The following is a 17,999-nucleotide window of genomic DNA, read 5'->3' as shown; positions in this document are numbered from 1 at the left end:
TCTCCCGATCATGCTTTAGGCTTCCCGACCCAGGGGGGAACGAACGCGCGACGAGAGGCCGACACCGTGTCCGAGGGAGTGTCCGAGGGAATGGACGACCCGCGACTGTCGGCCGAGGGTGAGCTGGCGTTGGCGCGGCTGGCCCTGGACGAGGGCGACCTGCGACACGCCGCCGGGCACCTTGCCGGCGCGCTCGCGTACGCGCCGACCATGCCCGAGGTGCACGAGGTGCTGGCCCGACTGGCGGCCCGCAGCGAGGGCGGGGTGGACCTCTTCCCGCTCGACCACCACCCGTTCATCGGTGCCGTGGTGGCCCGCGCCCACCTGCTCGCCGCCACCGGCCGACCCGACGAGGGTCTCGAACTGCTCGCCGCCGCCACCGCGCACGCGCCGGGCGCCGACTGGGCCGGGGTGCCCTGGGTCAGCACCCCCGAACTGCCAGCCCTGCTCGACCCGGAGCAGATCGCCCGGCTGCTGATGCAGATCTGCGCCGCCGTCGCCGACCCGGTCGACGAGGACGAACGCGAGCCGCTGCGGCCGTACCTGCTGCTGGCCCGGCACGCGATCGACACGTACCCGGACCACGGCCTCCTGCTCGGTGCGGCGTCCGCGCTGGCCCGCCGGGTCGGCGCGATCGACCAGGCGGTGGCCTGGGCGGACACCGGGGCACGGATCATGCCGTCGAAGCTCGCCGAGGTGTGGCTCGGTTACGCCTACCGCAGCGCCGGGCGCACCGCCGAGGCGCTCGCCGCGCTCAACCGGGCCGTCGACCACGACCCCGACGACCTTTCCGTGTACGCCGACATCGCCGGCACCCTGGCCGACCACGGGCGCCTGGACGAGGCACTCGGTTGGATCGACCGGGCCCTGCTGCGCGACCCCACCTTCGACTGCGCGGTGCACACCGGTCACCGACTCCGCTACCAGCGCGACGGCAGGCTCGACCACCTGGTGGCGCTCGCCGACTTCCGCCGCGACCACCCGGACGACACCCACGAGCACGGTGACCTCGCCGAGTGCTGCCAGGGCCAGCCCTGGCTGGGGCAGATCCCGGCGGCCGGCGAGGCGGTCACCAACGTGCTCCGGCAGGTGCTGGCCGACGAAGGCCCGGTCCGGGGCGGCCAGCTGCGGCTCAGCGGGCTGGAACCGCCGAGCGCGATGCGGGCGGTGGCGGCTGCCGTACCGGGGTTGGCGGTCGAGGTGGCCGAGGTGGCCGCCCCGGACATCCGGGAGCCCCGGCGCTCCTCGGCCCGACGGCTCTGGAGCTATCAGGGCACGATCGCCGTACCGGCGCTGCCGGCACCGTCACCCACCGCGGTCGACCGGATCCGGCAGCTCGCCCACCCGGCCTGGCCGCACCCGCCGGCCGCGTACGACGCCGCGGTCGGCCTGGCCACACTGGAGGTCGACGACCTGCTCGGGCTGCTGGTGCACCCGCCCGCGCCGCCGGCCACCCCGCTGGGGCGGACGCTGGCCGAGCACGACCCGACCCTCTGGGTACGGTGCGTGCAGGTCTGGGCCTGCCTCGGGCTGCTGCACCACCGCACCGACGAACCGTGGGCCGACTCGACCCGGCGCCGGGTCCTGGTCGACCTGGTCTGGGGAGTGGAGGACTGGGTCACCGAGGCGGCGCTGTGCGCGCTGGTCACCGCGGCCTGGGTCGACCCGGCGGTCCGCGCCGACGTCGCCACGATCGCCGCCGAACGGCTCGCCGACAGTGTCGCCGTGGCCCAGCAGCGGCCCGTCTCGATCGCCCGCTCGCTGGCACAACTGGTCCTGGCCACCCCCGAGATCACCCCGGACACCCGGGCTACCGCACGAGCGATCCTGGCCACCGAGACCCCCGCCGCCCGCCCGTACCGCTGGCTCTCCCGCCTCTGGCACCACCTGCGCCGCCCGCGCCCCTGACGTAGACACGAACGCGCCGGCCCCGTTGGGTACGGGACCGGCGCGTTCGTACGGACAGGTCAGTGCACCGGGGCGTTGGCCAGGGCGGTCTCGGCCTGCTCCTCCGGGGTTTCGTCGGTCGGGGCGTTGGAGTCGCGCAGCGGGATCTCCTTGATGAACCAGGCGAGCACCGCGACCGCGGCGGCGAAGAAGACCGCCCAGGTGAAGACGCCGGAGATGGAGTCCGCCAGCCCGCCGAGCACCCCGTCGCGTACGTTGGCCGGCAGTTCGCCCAGCTTCGCCGGGTCCACCCCGCCCCCGCCGCCGCTGGTGAGCTGGTCCGCGGCCTGTGCGCCGAGCTTGTCCGAGAGGCTGTCGTGCAGCCGGTTGGCGAAGACGGCGCCGAACAGCGAGATGCCGAAGGAGCCACCGATCGACCGGAAGAAGGTCGCCGCGCCGCTGGCCGCACCGAGGTCCTTCTGCTCGACGCTGTTCTGTGCGATCAGCATCGAGGTCTGCATCAGGAAGCCCATGCCGACGCCGAGGACGACCATGTAGAGCGACAGCACGGTCTTGCTGGTGTGTACGTCGATCATCATCAGCAGCGCCATGCCGGCGGTCATCGCGACGCCGCCGATGATCGGGTAGATCCGGTACTTGCCGGTCTTGGTGATCATCCGACCGGCGATGATCGAGACGACCAGCATGCCGAACATCAGCGGGAGCAGCAGCAGGCCGCTGTTGGTGGCCGAGGCGCCCTGCACGGTCTGCTGGAACAGCGGCAGGAAGTTCATCGCGCCGAACATGGCGAAGCCGAGCAGGAAGCCGACCGCCGAGATGACCGCGAAGTTGCGGTTGGTGAACAGGTTCAGCGGCAGGATCGGCTCCGACACCCGCCGTTCCACCATCGCGAAGATCGCCAGGCTGACCACGGCCAGTGCGGCGAGGCCGAGGATCTGCGGCGAGGTCCAGTCGTACTCGTTGCCGCCCCAGGTGGTGATCAGCACGATCGCGGTGATGCCGACCGACAGCAGGGCCGCGCCGAGCCAGTCGATCCGATGCTCGGTGCGGTACTTCGGCAGGTGCATCCGGGTGATCAGCACGATCAGCGCGAGGCCGCCCAGCGGCAGGTTCACGTAGAACGCCCAGCGCCAGGAGAGGTTGTCGGTGATGAAGCCGCCGACCAGCGGTCCGGCGACCATGGCGATGGCCATGATGCCGGCCATCAGGCCCTGGTAGCGACCGCGTTCGCGGGGCGGCACCAGGTCACCGATGATGGCCATCACGCCGACCATCAGACCGCCGGCCCCGAGGCCCTGGATGGCCCGGAACGCGATGAGCTGGATCATCCCGTCCTTGGTGCCACCGAGCATCGGCGAGCCGGCCATGCCGCAGAGCGCGGAGCCGATCAGGAAGATCACGATCGAGGTGAGGAAGACGGCCTTGCGGCCGTACAGGTCGCCGAGCTTGCCCCAGATCGGCGTCGAGACGGTGGTGCCCAGCACGTACGCCGTCACTACCCAGGTGAAGTGGTTCAGCCCGCCGAACTCGCCCACGATCCGGGGCAGTGCGGTGCTGACGATCATGTTGTCGAGCATCGCGAGCATCATCGCGATCATGAGACCGGTGAGCACGACCCGGATGTTCGGTCGTGCCACCGCCTGCTCGGTTGTGGTCATCGGTAAGCTCCCCCTGAGCTGCAACCAACTTACTTGCCGGCCGGCTAGCGCCCTTACTAGCCGTACGGTAAGCTGGCGGCCAGGTCCAGTCAAGCCAATTCGACATATGGGGGTCGGGTGTCTGACAACACAGGCAACACCAGGGCCCGCATCCAAGCGGTCGCTCTCGAACTCTTCACCGAGCAGGGCTACGAGAAGACATCGCTGCGCGAGATCGCGGAACGGCTGGGCGTGACCAAAGCCGCCCTCTACTACCACTTCAAGAGCAAGGACGACATCGTCAACAGCTTCGTCGAGGACCGGCTCGACCGGCTCGACGGCCTGATCAAGATGGGTGCGGAGCCGCCGGTCGACGTGGCGGCGCGACGGCGGGAACTGCTCAGCCGCTACGCCGACGAGTTCTTCGCCAGCACCGGGCACTCGGTCATGCGGTTCTTCGACCAGAACCAGACCGTGCTCAAGAGCCTGCCGGCCGGGCAGATGATGCGGGAGCGACTGCTCCAACTCGCCACCGTGCTGGCCTGGCCGGAAGACTCACCGACCGCACAGCTGCGGGCCACGCTCGCGTTGTTCGCCGTACACAGCAGCTGGTTCGCGATCCGCAGCCCGGAGATCACCGACGCGCAGCGGCGAGAACTCGCCCTGGAAATCGCGCACGAACTGGTCGACCGGATCGACAGCACGCCGTAGGCCGCGCGACTGCCTGCCCGGCGGGTCCCGCCGGGCAACACGACGTCAGGCGACGCCCGTAGCGGCGGTCACCGGAGCCAGTTCCAGGCGCAATGCCAGCAGGTCCACCCCGGCGGCCGGGGCCCAGTCCCGCTCGGGGATCCGGACGAAACCCAGCCGGGCGTAGAGCCGCTGGGCGCCGACCACGAAGTCGCGTACGCAGATCACCACCGCGCCGAAACCCAGCTCGGCGGCGCGGGCCACACAGGTCCGGGCCAGCAGTTCGCCGACGCCCCGGCCCTGCGCCTCGGGATCGACCGCCAGCATCCGGAACTCCGCCTCGCCGGGGGTGGAGACTTCCGCGTACGGGGTGCCGGGCAGCACGAACAGCACCGCCCCCACCACCGTGTCCGTACGCGTGTCGACGGCCACCAGCAACTCGCCCTCGGCCGCCCGCCCGGCGACGTCGTTCAGCGTCTTGGCGTAGTCGTGCTCGCTGTTGAGCTGGCCGCTCGCCCGGTACGCCGCCACGGTCAGCTCGGCGATCGCCGGGAAATCCGCCGGCACCGCGAGCCGGACGAGCAGATCCGTCATTCGATGACCGCGATCAGGTCACCGTCCTGCACCACGTCGCCCTCGTTGACCGCGAGCTGGCTGAGCACGCCGTCGGACTCCGCGATGACCGGGATCTCCATCTTCATCGACTCGAGAATCACCAGCGTGTCGCCCTCGGAAACGGTGTCGCCAGCGGTGGCGACGACCTTCCAGACGTTCGCCACCATCTCGGCGCGAATCTCCTCGGCCATGGTGTGGCCCTCCCTCGTCGACGCAGTGTTGCTGCGAACGGTATCCAATCATGAGCCGGCCCGCGCCGGGGCCACGGCGGGGCGGACTAACATCATCGGGTCGACTCCCGGTCCCGGGAGAACCTGTCCGACGGGAGGCCAGCATGGCGAAGAAGTCTCGCAAGAAGAAGGCTCGGAAGAAGAGCGCCGCCAACCACGGCAAGCGCCCCAACTCCTGACCGAAGCTCGACGCCGCCCGGCGGAGATGCTCGGCGGTCCCGCGGCGGGCCCTGAACCAGGGCCCGCGCGGGACCACAACGTCGATGCGTACGACGTCGATGCGTACGCTCGGGCGAGGTGGCCGATCCCCCGGCGATGAGAGCCGGGGTCGGGTCGGTCAGTCCGGCAGGAATTCGCGGGACTGGTCGGTCTCGAAGACCAACTCGGTGAGGCGGAGCCGGAGCCGCTCACGCAACTCCGTCGGCGCGGTCTCGTTGCCGCAGCAGCGGGCGACCAGCGCCTTCACCTCCTGCTCGATGCCGTACTCGCGCAGGCATCCGGTGCAGTCGTCGAGATGGTCGCGAATCAGATTCCGTCGCTCGTCGGCGCATTCCAGGTCGAGGTACAGATAGACCTCGGCAAGCACCTCACGACAATCGGTTTCGTGCGGTTCACCGCAACTCACGGTCCTACACCTCCCGGCCGGCTGCGGCAGAGTCCTTGGACGTCGCCGCCGCATGGAAGCCCCGGTCTGCGGCGTAACGCTCGAGCAGCTTGCGCAGATTGCGCCGACCCCGGTGCAGCCGGGACATTACCGTACCGATGGGCGTTCCCATGATGTCCGCGACCTCCTTGTAGGAGAAGCCCTCGACATCGGCGAGATAGACCGCCAGCCTGAATTCCTCCGGCAACTGCTGCAACGCCTGCTTGACGTCGCTGTCCGGCAACCGGTCCAGTGCCTCGGTCTCAGCCGACCGCAGGCCACTGGAGGTGTGCGACTCCGCCTCGGCCAACTGCCAGTCGGTGATCTCCTCGGTCGGCGCCTGGATCGGCTGACGCTGCCGGCGCCGGTACGAGTTGATGTACGTGTTGGTCAGGATGCGGTAGAGCCAGGCCTTGAGGTTGGTGCCCTCTTCGAACTGGTGGAAAGCCGCATAAGCCTTCAAAAAGGTCTCCTGGACCAGGTCCTCCGCATCCGCCGGATTACGGGTCATCCGCAGGCCGGCGGCGTAGAGCTGATCGACGAAGGGCAGCGCGTCGCGTTCGAACCGCGCCCGACGCTCGTCCGTCGCCTTGTCCGGTTGTGTCAACCGCACATCCCCCCGCCTCGGTTGCACGTCCCGGTAGCGGCCGGAAACGGACGGCCGGGGCGTGCTCAGGACCAGCCCCGACGGCGCCAACGACGCCACGGAACCAGTCGACTTTCCCGCCGAGGATACGCGGAATTCGGGGCCCGTAGATTGGGTTCGGGCCGTGCTGGTGCTCACCGTGCGCAGTTCGCGCGTCGCCCGTCCCGGCCTTCGAGCACCCACCACGCGGTGTGGCCCCGTGGCGTGTTCGGCGCGCTGCGGATTCCGTGTTTCGGTCGGCACCGGTCAACCCCCTCGCGCTGAGTAGCTTCCGGGAGTTGTAACGCTGGGCGACCGGTGGGGCATTCCGGTGATCCCGGCCCCATCCCTGGTCCCGGCCGGCAACCCTTGGCTGGGGCCGTCCACGGCTGGGACCAGGAAGGGCCTGGGAGGATGATGCCGAGCCCTCGTCCTACGTACTGCTGCTGTCCCCTCGGGTGTCCGGCATCATGAAAAGCAACGATCTCCGCAGGCCTGGGAAACGGTCCGGTTCCGGGTCAGCAGCCGGTCAGAATCGCCGCGTTGCGCCCGTCAACGGGCCCAACCCCGCTCCCGCAGCCAGGCCACCGCGAGCGACGCCGTGCCGGCCGGATCCTTGCGCAGGTCATGCCCCTCGCCGGGGCGTACGAGCACGCTCACCCCGGCGGTCACGGGTGGGACACCGAACGGATCCCGGTCGCCGTTGAGCACCAGCGTGGGCAGACCGGTCAGCAACTCGGCTGCCCGGGAGCGCTCGGGCCGACCCGGCGGATGAAGCGGAAAGGCGAGCGCCACGATCCCTACGGCGCCCGTCGCCACCGCGGTCCGGCAGGCCACCCGGGCACCACTGGAGCGCCCGCCGACAACGAGCGGTAGCCCCGGATACCGATCCGCCAGTACGGCGGCCACCGCCGCCCAGGCCTCGTCGAGGTGTCCCGCGGGTGCCGGGGCCCGGCGCCCGGCAACCCGGTACGGCTGGGTGATTCGCGCCACAAAAACACCGGACGCCCCCGCCTGATCACGCAGAGCGATCAGGTCGGGTGCGTCCACGCCGCCACCGGCACCATGTCCGAGCATCAGCAGACTGACGGGCGAGCCGGCATCGGGCGGATCGACCTCGACCCGCGCTGGCCCTCGCGGGGTATCGACAACCTGGTCACCGTGGCGCACCTGGTCATTCTGCTCCCGCCGCGAGCGCGCCGGCCCGCCCGGTCGTCAGCTCAGCGGCTCAACGGCACCAGCGTCAACAGCCGGTCTCTGACCGGCGGCCCGCTCTCGTCCACCACCGCGTCCGGATCACGCTGTACCTGGCCCCGCCAGGCGACCAGCATGGCCCGGCGTTCCCGGGGCGTGGTGGCGCCCCATACGCCGTGGCAGTCGCCCACCTCCAACGCCCAGGCCAGACACGCGCCCTGGACATCGCAGGTACGGCAAAGCGCCACTGCCGCATCCGCCGGTTCACTAGGTGCCGGAAAAAATGTTTCCGGGTCCACGCTCTGGCACACACCCCTGGTACGCCAGGCATCGTCAAGTTGCCGCTCCGCCACTGCCCGCAACAATCGCGGGTCACGCCGTGCTGCGGCAACCTCGTGCGGGCGTGGCATCCGCGCCCGTGTCATCCACCCACCTCCCCCGTGGGACCGGCATGATCGGTGGGCCTCACCCGCCCGGTGCGAATCCGTACCCACTGCCGGCGCTGTGTTCTATCGCACTATTGCGGGCGGAGACAAGGGTTTGCGGGGAACCTGCGCGAAGTACAGGGCGACGATTCACCCCGAACTCTGGCAAATCAGCACGCGCCAATGTGGCGGGCGACGCTCAGAAAAGCGTCAATTCGTCGGGTGCCGCGGGGTCCGTACGCAAAGGGGGCGCGCTGACCCGGGCGACGAGTTCCGGGCCGTCGTTGCGTACGTCGCCGACGCCCCTGCCGACCGGACGGATCTCGATTCCGGCGAGCATTCGCGCGGACGGCGGGGCGAGCAGATGCGCCGCCGAATCCCCGCCGTCGAGCCAGTCGTCCCAGCGCTCCGGCGCCAGCAGCAACGGCATCCGGTCGTGTACGTCGGCCAACTCGCCGACCGCCGCGGTGGTGATCACGCTGCAGCTCAACAGTGGGCCGTCCGGGCCCTTCCAGACCGACCAGAGGCCGGCGAGGGCGAGCACGCCACCGTCGGCAGGGGTCATGAAGTACGGCTGCTTGGTGCCGCCGTCACCGCGTACCCACTCGTACCAGCCGTCGGCCGGGACGAGGCAGCGGCGCTTGGCGAACGACCGCGCGTACGCGTTGGTGGTGGCGACCGTCTCGGCCCGCGCGTTGATCATGCGTGCGCCGCCGCGAGCGTCCTTCGCCCAGGCCGGCACCAGGCCCCAGCGGGCCACCGACAGCGCCCGCCGCCGGGTTGCCGGAGCGTCGCCCTGGTCCCCGGGGCGCTCGTCCGCCGTGTCGGCGCCGGCACCGGCAGCGCGGTCGCCGGCAACGCCAGCACGGCCGCCGACAACGCCAGCACGGCCGCCGGCCAGGCCAGCATGATCATCGGCCGCGGCAGCGCGATCGTCGGTCGCACCGGCGGAGGCGGACATCCGGACGATCGGCACCGGATCGGTCGGCGCCACGTTGTAGTCCGCGTCGAGCCGGCCGCCCGTCTCGTCGTACGACTCGAAGAGCTGGCTCAGGTCGGCCGCGCTGCGGGTCGTCGCGTACCTGCCACACATGGCCCCAACGCTAGCCCGTCGAGCCGGTACCGGCCGCCCCTGAGATCAACCTGCTACCGCACCGAGATCAACCGGCCGACCAGCGGAGATCAACCCGAGATCCGGCCATCCCGGCAAGCGGGAGCGCCCGGACCGCCGAGTCCGGCGCCGCCACCCGGCGCGGCAGAATGTACGGGTGGCAAACCTGACCGCGACCCGTCCCACCCAGCCGTGGAGCGCGCCGACCGCGACCGACCCGGTAGTGACGACGCTCACCCTCCCCGGGTCCAAGTCGATGACCGCGCGTGCCCTCGTACTGAGCGCCGTCGCGGTCGGCTCGTCCACCCTCCGCCGGCCGTTGCGGGCCCGCGACACCGAACTGATGGCCGCCGGGCTGCGCGCCCTCGGCACCCAGGTGTCGACCGTCGACGAGGAACGCTGGCTGGTCCGGCCGAACCCGCTGCGCGGACCGGCTCACATCGACGTCGGCCTGGCCGGCACCATCATGCGGTTCGCCCCGGCGGTCGCCGGACTGGCACACGGGCCGGTCACCTTCGACGGCGACCCGCACGCCCGTACCCGCCCGGTCGGCCCGCTGCTCGACGCGCTGCGCCACATCGGCGTACGGATCGACGCCGCCCCCGGCGACCGGCTGCCGCTGACCGTGCACGGCGCCGGTGAGGTGACCGGCGGTGAGGTGGTCATCGACGCCTCGGCCTCCAGCCAGTTCGTCTCCGGGCTGCTGCTCGCCGCACCCCGGTTCACCCACGGCATCACCGTGCGCCACGTCGGCCCGCCGGTCCCCTCCGCTCCCCACCTGCGGATGACCGTGCAGATGCTGCGCGCGGCCGGGGCCGGGGTCGACGACACCACGCCGGACGTGTGGGTGGTCGAGCCGGGGCGCCTGTCCGGGCGCGGCTGGGACATCGAGCCCGACCTTTCCGGTGCGGTGCCGTTCTTCGCCGCCGCCCTGGTCACCGGCGGCTCGGTGACCCTGACCGACTGGCCGCACAGCAGCCTGCAACCGGTCGACACCCTCCGTACGCTGCTGCGCCGGATGGGCGGCGAGGTCACGCTGGACACCGACGGGCTGACCGTACGCGGCACCGGCGTGATCCGGGGCATCGACGCGGACCTCTCCGACGTCAGCGAACTGACCCCGGTGCTCTCCGCGCTCGCGGCCCTGGCCGACGGCCCATCCCGGCTGCACGGGGTGGGACACATCCGCGGCCACGAGACCGACCGGCTGGCCGCGCTGGCCCACGAGCTGACCAACCTCGGCGCGCACGTCGTCGAGTCCCCCGACGGCCTGGAGATCCACCCCCGGCCGCTGCACGGCGGGACCTTCCGGACCTACGCCGACCACCGGATGGCGCACGCCGCCGCCGTGATCGGGCTGACCGTCGCCGGAATCGAACTGGACGACGTGGGGTGTACCTCGAAAACCCTGCCGGAGTTCCCGGCACTATGGTCAGCGATGGTGGCCGGCGACGAAAGCGCGTGACAGCCGACCCCCGACCCGCTCCGCGACGACGCGGACGCGGCACCGGAAGAGGGGGCTGAGCTGACCGGCAAACGGCGGGAGTACCGCGAGGAGGACGTCCGGATCCGGCCGGGCCGTTCGTCGCGCCCCCGTACCCGTACCCGGCCCGCACACGACGACGCCGTACCCGCGTTCGTGGTCACCGTCGCCCGTGGCCGCTACATCTGCGTGCTCTCCGAGGACGACGACGGGCGGCACGGGCCGAACGACGGATCTGCCGCCGCACCCATGGTCACCGCGATGCGGGCCCGGGAACTGGGCCGCAAGTCGGTGGTGGTCGGCGACCGGGTCTTCCTGGTCGGGGAAACCACCGGCCGGGACGGCGCGCTGGCCCGGATCGTCCGGATCGCCGAGCGCCGGTCGGTGCTGCGGCGTACCGCCGACGACGACGACACCACCCCCGAGGGCCGGCTCGAACGGGTGGTGGTGGCCAACGCCGACCAGCTCGTGATCGTCAGCTCGCTGGCCGACCCGCCGCCGCGTACGGGGTTCATCGACCGCTGCCTGGTCGCCGCGTACGACGCGGACGTCGAGCCGCTGCTCTGCCTGACCAAGTCGGACCTCGCCGGGCCGGAGGAGGTGCTCGACTACTACGCCGAACTGGACCTGCGGTACGTGCTGGTACGACCCGACTCCGACCTGGCCGAGTTGCGCCGGCTGCTCGGCGACCGTGTGTCGGTCATGGTCGGTCACTCCGGGGTTGGCAAGTCGACCCTGGTCAACCGGCTGGTGCCGGACGCCGACCGGGCGGTCGGTGTGGTCAGCGCGATCGGCCGGGGTCGGCACACCTCGACCAGCGCCGTCGCGCTGCACCTGCCCCCGCTGCCGACCGCCGAGCCACCCGACTCCGGCATCGACGCCGAGCCGGACGGCTCCGGAGCCGAGCCGGGGCTGGTCGAATCCGGCGTCGTGTCCGGCGGCGAGGAGATCAGGCCCGGTAGGGACGTCGGCGCGGGATGGATCATCGACACGCCGGGGATCCGGAGCTTCGGGCTTGCCCACGTCTCCGCAGACAGCCTGCTGCACGGCTTCGCCGACCTGGTCGAGGGCACGGTGGACTGCCCGCCCAACTGCGAGCACACCGCCGCAGACGCCGAATGCGCGCTGCCGGCCTGGGTGGCGGCGGGACACGCGGACGCGCGCCGGCTGGCGTCGTACCGCCGGTTGCTGGCGTCCCGGGCCGGCGAAACCGAGTAGCGGGTCTTCCCCGTCCCCGGCGGGCCGGACCGAGTCGCGGGTCTTCCCCGTCCCCGGCGGGTCGGACCGAGTAGCCTGCGCCACGCGGAGGGTGGGTCCTTGATCGCTTCGAACCCCGATCTCGGCTACCTTTCCGGCCATGGCCCGGTATGCGGATGATCTGTCCCTCGCCCACGTGCTCGCCGACACCGCGGACTCGATCTCGACGGCCCGGTTCCGAGCACACGACCTGCACGTGGAGTCGAAGCCGGACCTGACCCCGGTGACGGACGCGGACCAGGCGGTCGAGCGCGCGATCCGGGCCACCCTGGCCCGCACCCGCCCGCGTGACGGCGTCATCGGCGAGGAGTACGGCAGTGCCCTGCCGGCCGCCGGCTCCGGCACCCGGCAGTGGGTGATCGACCCGATCGACGGCACCAAGAACTTCGTCCGCGGGGTGCCGATCTGGGCCACCCTGATCGCCCTGATGGAAGGCGACCAACCGGTTGTCGGGCTGGTCTCCGCACCGGCCCTGGGGCGCCGCTGGTGGGCCGCCACCGGCCACGGGGCGTACGCCGGGCGGCACACCGCCGCCGCCACCCCGATCAAAGTCTCCGGCGTACGGCGACTCGCCGACGCCAGTGTCTGCTACTCGTCGCTCGACGGCTGGGCCGAGAACGGACGCCTGCCGGCGATGCTGGATCTCATCCAGGGCGGGTGGCGCAGCCGCGCGTACGGCGACTTCTACGGTTACATGCTGGTCGCCGAGGGGGCGGTCGACATCATGGTCGAACCGGAGTTGTCGCTCTGGGACCTGGCCGCCCTGATTCCGATCGTCACCGAGGCCGGCGGCACTTTCACCGACCTCGCCGGACAGCCGGGGCCGGCCGGTGGCAGCGCCGTGGCCAGCAACGGGCTGCTGCACGAGGACCTGCTCCAGCGGCTCGGCTAGCCGTCTTCCCGCCCCTTGTCCACGGTCGCGGGCCCTGCGGCGGCCCGGGCCGGGAACCTCTATCCTCGCCGGATGGCTTCTGCGGGCTGGTGTTTCCTGGCGGGCATGATCGTCGCCTACGGTGTCGCCAACCTGCTCCAGTCGGTGGCCGCCGCGCGGACCACGGTCCACCACAGCTTCGATCCGGGCCTGCTACTGCGCCTGGCCTGCCAACGGACGTACCTGCTGGGGCTCGGCTGCCAGGTGCTCGGTTTCGTGCTCGCCTTCCTGGCCCGGCGGGACCTGCCGCTGTTCCTGGTCCAGGCCGCGGTGGCGGCCGGTCTGGGTGTCACCGCGCTGCTCGGGGTGCTGCTGCTCAACTGGCGGCTGCCGGTCACCGAGGTGGTCCTGCTGGTGCTGCTCCTGGTCGGCATCACCGCCCTGGTGCTGGCCGCGAGGCCGGCGCACTCCCGGCCGCTCGGTCCGACCGCGGTGGTCGCCCTGGTCGCGACCCTCGGCCTGATCGGTGCGCTCGGTTTCTTCGCCGTACGCCTGCACGGCGCCCCGGGTTCGGTGGCACTGGGTGCGCTGGCCGGGCTGGCGTTCTCCGCGGCGGCGGTTTCCGCCCGACCGCTGGCGTCGGCCGAGTCGTTCACCGCGTGCGTACGCAACCCGTTGTTCTACCTGCTGATCGCGCACTCGATCGTCGGCCAACTCCTGCTCGGGCTGGCCATGCAGCGGGGTTCGACCACCGCGGCGGTCGCCGCGATGGACGCCGCCGGTGCGCTGCCGGCCGCGGTGGTCGGGCTGCTGCTGCTCGGCGACCGGATCTGGCCGGGGCGGGAGTGGTTGGCCGGCGTCGGTTTCCTGCTCACCCTCGCCACCGTGATCGGCCTGACCCGGTACGCCGAGCCCCAGCACCAGCGTGCCGCCAGCGCCGCCCGGCACCCGTCCCGCGTTCCGGTATGACCCCGCCGCTCACAACTCGGCGTCGGGGTTGCGGAGGCGGACCACCTTCTCGTAGACGCGCTCCAGGGCACCAGCGGTGCGTTCCCAGGTGTAACTGCACCGCACCCGGTCCACCGCCGCGTGCCCGTACGCGAACCGCCGGGCGTCGTCGGTGAGCAGCCGGCGCAGGGTCACCCCGAGCCCGCGTACGTCACCGGGCGGGACCAGCCGGCCGGTGACCTCGTCCACCACCGTGTCGGCGATGCCGCCCAGCGCGTAGCCGACCACCGGCACCCCGCACGCCATCGCCTCCAGCGGCACTCGCCCGGCTGCGGCGTACCGCTGGGTGCAGGCGACCACGTCTGCGGAGCGGTACCAGGCCGGCATGCGTACGTGCGGCACGTCGCCGACCAGCAGCACCCGGTCGCCGACACCGTTCTGCACCGCCAGTTCACGGATCCGGCGGGCATCGGCATCGTGGTCGAGCGCGTCTCCCGGCGGGCCGCCGAGGATGATCAGTTCGGCGTCGCCGACCAGGCGCAGCGCCCGGATCAGGTCTTCCTGTCCGTGTCCGGCCGACAGGCCGCCGACGGAGAGGATCCGGGACCGGCGCCCGCGCGGTGCCGCTTCGCCGTCCGGGGTGAACCGGTCCACGTCGACACCGGCGGGCACCACCGTCACCGCCGCCCGGTCCAGGCCCATCCGGGTCAGCTCGTCCACCTCGTCGGTCGACTGGGCCACCGCCAGGTCGACCGCCCTGGTCAGGGCACGCTCCAGGGCGATCCGCTCCCCCGGCCCGGCGTACTCCCGGCCGAGGTGGCGCAGTTGCTCGGCACCGAGTGAGTGGAAGGTCTGTACGACCGGAATTCTGGTCTCCCGTACGGCGTTAGCCGCCGCCAGGCCGCCGATCCAGAAGTGGCCGTGCACCACGTCCGGTGCCCAGTCGCTGGACCAGTGTTCGATCAGCCAGCGCCCGAACTCGGACACGTGCGGTACCAGGCTGGCGGTCGGGGCGCGGGTCGACGGGCCGACCGGCACCCGCTCCACCCGGTAGCCGTCGGCGTCGGTGCTGTCCGGTAGTTCCGGATCCTCCCGCCGCTCGTAGACCCGTACGTCGTGACCCCGGCCGCTGAGTTCGGCAGCCACCCGCGCCACATGCTGCTGGGTACCGGTCGCCGTACTGGACGGGCCGGGTGGGCCAGCGTGTGCGCGGACGAGGCCGACACGCATCGGGTCACCTCCATCGAGGGTGGCCGGGCCAGCGGCAGACTGGCCGGGGCGGTCTCCCGGTGGCGGGCACGCCGAACGGGTGACCGGGCCAACGGGCTTTCGATCAGAGTCTCCCGTTAACCGGGCCCGGCGGAGCCGAAACCTGCAACTCGGGCCGGTGGTCACCGACGGCCGGACGGCCGGGGCGCTCGCGTACCCGGACGATCGGCCGGGAGATGCCCGAACCGGTCGGCGACCCCGTCCGCCGCGCGCCGCACCGGCGACCCGGGAACGGTACGAAGCACGCGTGCGCCCCACCCCGGCCCGGAGTACGCCGCACCCGCACCACTCGCCGTCGACCTGGTCCACTGTGGAATGGGACACCGACCGGGTCGGGCGGGTTCCGGGGACGAACCAGTCAGACGGTCACGGTGCCGGGACAGCCGGACACCGCTGGTCGGTTATGCCCGTGGGGCAACGGGTAGTTCCCTCGGTATGCGTGATGACGACTACCCCGTACCCCTGTCCGACCCGGAGGCCGAGGGCCTGCCCGGCACCGCCGACGACGACTCGACTGCCGGGGACGACGTCAACACGGGCCGCGAGGCGGACGGGCCACAGCCCGCCGCGCTTCCGGCGGACGTGCCGCAGGCGGTCGACCGGTTCGGGAACACCGCCCAGGAGCAGCTCGACGGTGAGTCGGTGGACTACAAGATCGGGCGCGAACAGCCCGAACCCCCGATCGACGACCCGCTCGCCGGGCCGGTCGACCCGGCGATCGCGCGCGAGGCGGACAGCGACGAGGCCGCCGCCCAGGCCCAGTTCGACGCGGACGTGATCGATGCCGGCCCCAGCTCGGACCCGGCCTCCGCGGTGTCGATCTACGATCACGGCAATCTGGGCGGGCCGACCCAGCCGATCGTGGGTCGGCTGGTGGAGCCGGACCAGGGTAGCCGCGACGACACCGAGACCGACGCGATCGCCGCCGACGCGGGCTCGGCCGGCGGCGGGCCGACCGCCGAGGAACTCGCCATCCACGAGACCGAGCCGCCCGGCGACCGGGAACCCGGCCTGACCCAGCCCCCGCCCTGACGAACGGGCCCTTCGACGAATCGGATCGGTCGGCGGTCGTGCGTCGGGTCAGTTGTCGAGGCCCTGCTCGATCGCGTAGCGGGTCAGTTCGACCCGGTTGTGCAACTGGAGCTTGCCGAGCGTGTTCTGTACGTGGTTCTGCACCGTACGGTGCGACAGCCCCAGCCGCTCCGCGATCTGCTTGTACGACAACCCCTTCGCGACCAGTCGGAGCACCTCGGTCTCCCGGTCGGTGAGCCGTGGTGTGCCGTCGTCCTCGACCGGGTCGGGTACCGCGGCGAGCCGGCGGTACTCACCGAGCACCAGTCCGGCCAGCCCCGGAGTGAACACCGTGTCACCGGCGGCGGTACGCCGTACCGCCTCCAGGAACTCCTCCGGGGCGGCCGACTTGACCAGGTAACCGCTGGCACCGGCCTTGACCGCGTCGAGCACGCTCTGCTGCTCGCCGCTGGCCGAGAGCATCAGCACCCGTACCCCCGGCACCCGACCGACCAGCCCGTCGATCACCTCGACGCCGGAGATGTCCGGCAACTGCAGGTCGAGTACGACCACGTCGGGACGGGCGGCGGCGGCGATCCGGACCGCCTGGCGGCCCTCACCGGTGGTGGCCACCACGGCGTAACCAGCCTCGGTCAGGTCGCGGGCCACCCCCTCCCGCCACATCGGATGGTCGTCGACCACCATCACCCGGATTGGTGTGCCCGTACTCATGTTCCCCACCCTAGATGGTGTCGGTTTTCGTCAGCCGTACCTCGATGCCGATCCCCTCGGTGCCGATCTCGCATCCGCCGTAGGCGCTCTCGGCGGCGAGACTTTCGAACCGTTCGGGTCAGCCGATGGGGATACGCAGTTCGATCTCGGTGCCCTGGCCGGGGCCGGTGGTGATCCGTACCGTGCCGCCGAGAGCGTCGATCCGGCCCTGGATCGACTGCGCCACGCCGAGTCGCCCCTGCCGCGCGGCTTCCGCCAGCCGCTGCGCGGGGATGCCGGGCCCGTCGTCGCGGATCGATACGGTCACCACGCCGGCTTCCTCCTCGACCAGCACCCACGCTCGACCACCGCCGTGCCGAGCGGCGTTGTCCAGGGCCGCAGCCGTCGCCGCGCCGACCTCACGGGCCAGCACCCCGGGCAACCGTACGGGGGTGGCCGGCATCGCCACCGACACCGTCGCCGACGCATAGCCACCGAGGACCGTACGCAGATCCGCCTCCGGGCCCTCGGCGGTGTCGCCGGCCTGGGTCGGCGGCGGGGTCGCGATCAACGCCCGCAGTGCCGCCTCCTGCTCACCGGCCAGCCGAGCCAGCTCACCGGCCTCGCCGCCGAGCCGAGCCCCGCGTCGCTGGACCAGGGCGAGCACCTGTAACACCGAGTCGTGGATGCCCCGGGCCAGCCGTTCCCGCTCCCGGGTGGCGGCCTCCAACTCGGTGGCGCGCTGGAGGCTCTGCTCGGCGATCGCGGCGAGCCGGGCCACGTGCCCGAGGGCGATCCCGGCGAGCAGCATCAGGATCACGCCGTTCACCGTGGCCTGGATGACCTCGTCACGCATCAGCAGGTCAGTGCCGCCGAGGATCAACGCCGCGATCGCGCCCCGCCGCCGGCCCCCGGTGACCGCCCAGGCAAGCACCGGTCCGCCCTGCCACGCCACGGCCAGCGTGGGCACACCCGAGGCGAGCGCGGACTGACCGGCCACCCAGACACTTGCCAGCAGTACGGCCATCACCACCAGCAGGTCGGTGACGAGCAGCGGCCAGTGCCGCCGGGCGGGTCGGGCGTACGCGTAGCTGGCGAAGATCGTCCAGGCGGTCATCGACACCAGCACCGGTACGGCCGCCGCCGGGTGGGCGTACTCGCCCAGGTTGATCAGCACCAGGGCGAAGACGTAGCCGAGAGAGGCGAACCGGAAGACCGCGATCGCCCGCCACAGCGGCACCTGGAAGCCGCTCGCCGGCTGCTCGATCGGTCTCTCCGGCACGATCCCGACGATGTCACATCAACGCGGCCGGGACGAGTCCCTCATTGTCGCGCCGACTCGGTCGGGACGAGTCCCTGCTGTCGCACCGA

Annotated in this window: 18 protein-coding genes; 7 read left to right on the top strand and 11 right to left on the bottom strand. The window is 71.8% G+C overall.

Features of this window, described 5'->3' with window-relative positions; translation table 11 throughout:
- The first annotated feature begins 90 nt into the window (after positions 1-90).
- A complete protein-coding gene (locus tag AB0J90_RS07130) occupies positions 91-1,908 on the top strand; it encodes a tetratricopeptide repeat protein (RefSeq protein WP_363593072.1) in 1,818 nt (605 codons plus the stop codon).
- A gap of 59 nt (positions 1,909-1,967) precedes the next feature.
- Here AB0J90_RS07130 and AB0J90_RS07125 read toward each other — a convergent pair whose 3' ends face one another.
- On the bottom strand, positions 1,968-3,566 hold the full coding sequence (locus AB0J90_RS07125; protein WP_363593070.1) for an MDR family MFS transporter: 1,599 nt from the start codon (positions 3,564-3,566) through the stop codon (positions 1,968-1,970).
- A 117-nt stretch (positions 3,567-3,683) separates the two neighbouring features.
- Between AB0J90_RS07125 and AB0J90_RS07120 the strand changes: the two genes are divergently transcribed.
- Entirely contained in the window at positions 3,684-4,256 is a 573-nt protein-coding gene (locus tag AB0J90_RS07120; protein WP_363593068.1) for a TetR/AcrR family transcriptional regulator, read from the top strand.
- A gap of 45 nt (positions 4,257-4,301) precedes the next feature.
- Here the strand turns inward: AB0J90_RS07120 and AB0J90_RS07115 are convergent, their stop codons facing one another.
- The 7 genes from AB0J90_RS07115 to AB0J90_RS07085 form a co-directional block, all read right to left on the bottom strand.
- Positions 4,302-4,829, bottom strand: a complete 528-nt coding sequence (locus AB0J90_RS07115; RefSeq protein ID WP_363593067.1) for a GNAT family N-acetyltransferase — start codon at positions 4,827-4,829, stop codon at positions 4,302-4,304.
- Entirely contained in the window at positions 4,826-5,041 is a 216-nt protein-coding gene (locus AB0J90_RS07110) for a biotin/lipoyl-binding carrier protein (RefSeq protein ID WP_326562702.1), read from the bottom strand. The genes AB0J90_RS07115 and AB0J90_RS07110 overlap by 4 nt, the downstream gene beginning before the upstream one ends.
- A 376-nt stretch (positions 5,042-5,417) precedes the next feature.
- On the bottom strand, positions 5,418-5,705 hold the full coding sequence (gene rsrA, locus AB0J90_RS07105) for a mycothiol system anti-sigma-R factor (protein ID WP_363593066.1): 288 nt from the start codon (positions 5,703-5,705) through the stop codon (positions 5,418-5,420).
- Positions 5,706-5,709: 4 nt separating this feature from the next.
- The gene (locus AB0J90_RS07100) at positions 5,710-6,516 is read right to left on the bottom strand and encodes a sigma-70 family RNA polymerase sigma factor (protein WP_363593651.1); all 807 of its coding nucleotides are present in this window, start codon (positions 6,514-6,516) and stop codon (positions 5,710-5,712) included.
- 384 nt (positions 6,517-6,900) lie between these two features.
- Positions 6,901-7,518, bottom strand: a complete 618-nt coding sequence (locus tag AB0J90_RS07095) for an alpha/beta family hydrolase (protein ID WP_363593064.1) — start codon at positions 7,516-7,518, stop codon at positions 6,901-6,903.
- A gap of 50 nt (positions 7,519-7,568) precedes the next feature.
- The gene (locus AB0J90_RS07090; protein WP_363593062.1) at positions 7,569-7,967 is read right to left on the bottom strand and encodes a WhiB family transcriptional regulator; all 399 of its coding nucleotides are present in this window, start codon (positions 7,965-7,967) and stop codon (positions 7,569-7,571) included.
- A gap of 199 nt (positions 7,968-8,166) precedes the next feature.
- Positions 8,167-9,060 carry an SOS response-associated peptidase gene (locus AB0J90_RS07085; RefSeq protein ID WP_363593060.1) on the bottom strand — a complete coding sequence of 298 codons (894 nt, stop codon included), beginning with the start codon at positions 9,058-9,060 and terminating at the stop codon, positions 8,167-8,169.
- Positions 9,061-9,235: 175 nt separating this feature from the next.
- Between AB0J90_RS07085 and aroA the strand changes: the two genes are divergently transcribed.
- The 4 genes from aroA (at position 9,236) to AB0J90_RS07065 (ending at position 13,658) form a co-directional block, all read left to right on the top strand.
- A complete protein-coding gene (gene aroA / locus AB0J90_RS07080) occupies positions 9,236-10,543 on the top strand; it encodes a 3-phosphoshikimate 1-carboxyvinyltransferase (RefSeq protein ID WP_363593058.1) in 1,308 nt (435 codons plus the stop codon).
- 60 nt (positions 10,544-10,603) lie between these two features.
- The gene (gene rsgA, locus AB0J90_RS07075) at positions 10,604-11,779 is read left to right on the top strand and encodes a ribosome small subunit-dependent GTPase A (protein WP_363593649.1); all 1,176 of its coding nucleotides are present in this window, start codon (positions 10,604-10,606) and stop codon (positions 11,777-11,779) included.
- A gap of 139 nt (positions 11,780-11,918) precedes the next feature.
- Positions 11,919-12,710 (top strand): histidinol-phosphatase, encoded by a 792-nt coding sequence (gene hisN, locus AB0J90_RS07070; RefSeq protein ID WP_363593056.1) that lies wholly within the window; start codon positions 11,919-11,921, stop codon positions 12,708-12,710.
- A 72-nt stretch (positions 12,711-12,782) separates the two neighbouring features.
- The gene (locus tag AB0J90_RS07065) at positions 12,783-13,658 is read left to right on the top strand and encodes a hypothetical protein (protein ID WP_363593054.1); all 876 of its coding nucleotides are present in this window, start codon (positions 12,783-12,785) and stop codon (positions 13,656-13,658) included.
- A 9-nt stretch (positions 13,659-13,667) separates the two neighbouring features.
- Here AB0J90_RS07065 and AB0J90_RS07060 read toward each other — a convergent pair whose 3' ends face one another.
- A complete protein-coding gene (locus AB0J90_RS07060) occupies positions 13,668-14,867 on the bottom strand; it encodes a glycosyltransferase (RefSeq protein WP_363593052.1) in 1,200 nt (399 codons plus the stop codon).
- A gap of 474 nt (positions 14,868-15,341) precedes the next feature.
- Between AB0J90_RS07060 and AB0J90_RS07055 the strand changes: the two genes are divergently transcribed.
- Complete coding sequence (locus AB0J90_RS07055; protein ID WP_363593050.1) at positions 15,342-15,938, top strand: DUF5709 domain-containing protein; 597 nt, start codon at positions 15,342-15,344, stop codon at positions 15,936-15,938.
- A gap of 48 nt (positions 15,939-15,986) precedes the next feature.
- Here AB0J90_RS07055 and AB0J90_RS07050 read toward each other — a convergent pair whose 3' ends face one another.
- Positions 15,987-16,649: a response regulator transcription factor gene (locus AB0J90_RS07050; RefSeq protein WP_363593048.1), complete on the bottom strand. Its 663-nt coding sequence runs from the start codon at positions 16,647-16,649 to the stop codon at positions 15,987-15,989.
- Positions 16,650-16,767: 118 nt separating this feature from the next.
- Complete coding sequence (locus AB0J90_RS07045) at positions 16,768-17,910, bottom strand: DUF5931 domain-containing protein (RefSeq protein ID WP_363593047.1); 1,143 nt, start codon at positions 17,908-17,910, stop codon at positions 16,768-16,770.
- Positions 17,911-17,999: the final 89 nt, after the last annotated feature.

The sequence above is a fragment of the Micromonospora sp. NPDC049523 genome (assembly GCF_040676775.1).
Classification (GTDB): Bacteria; Actinomycetota; Actinomycetes; order Mycobacteriales; family Micromonosporaceae; genus Micromonospora_G.
The sequence above is the reverse complement of the archived record's forward strand: the minus strand, read 5'-3'. Positions and strand labels throughout refer to the sequence as shown.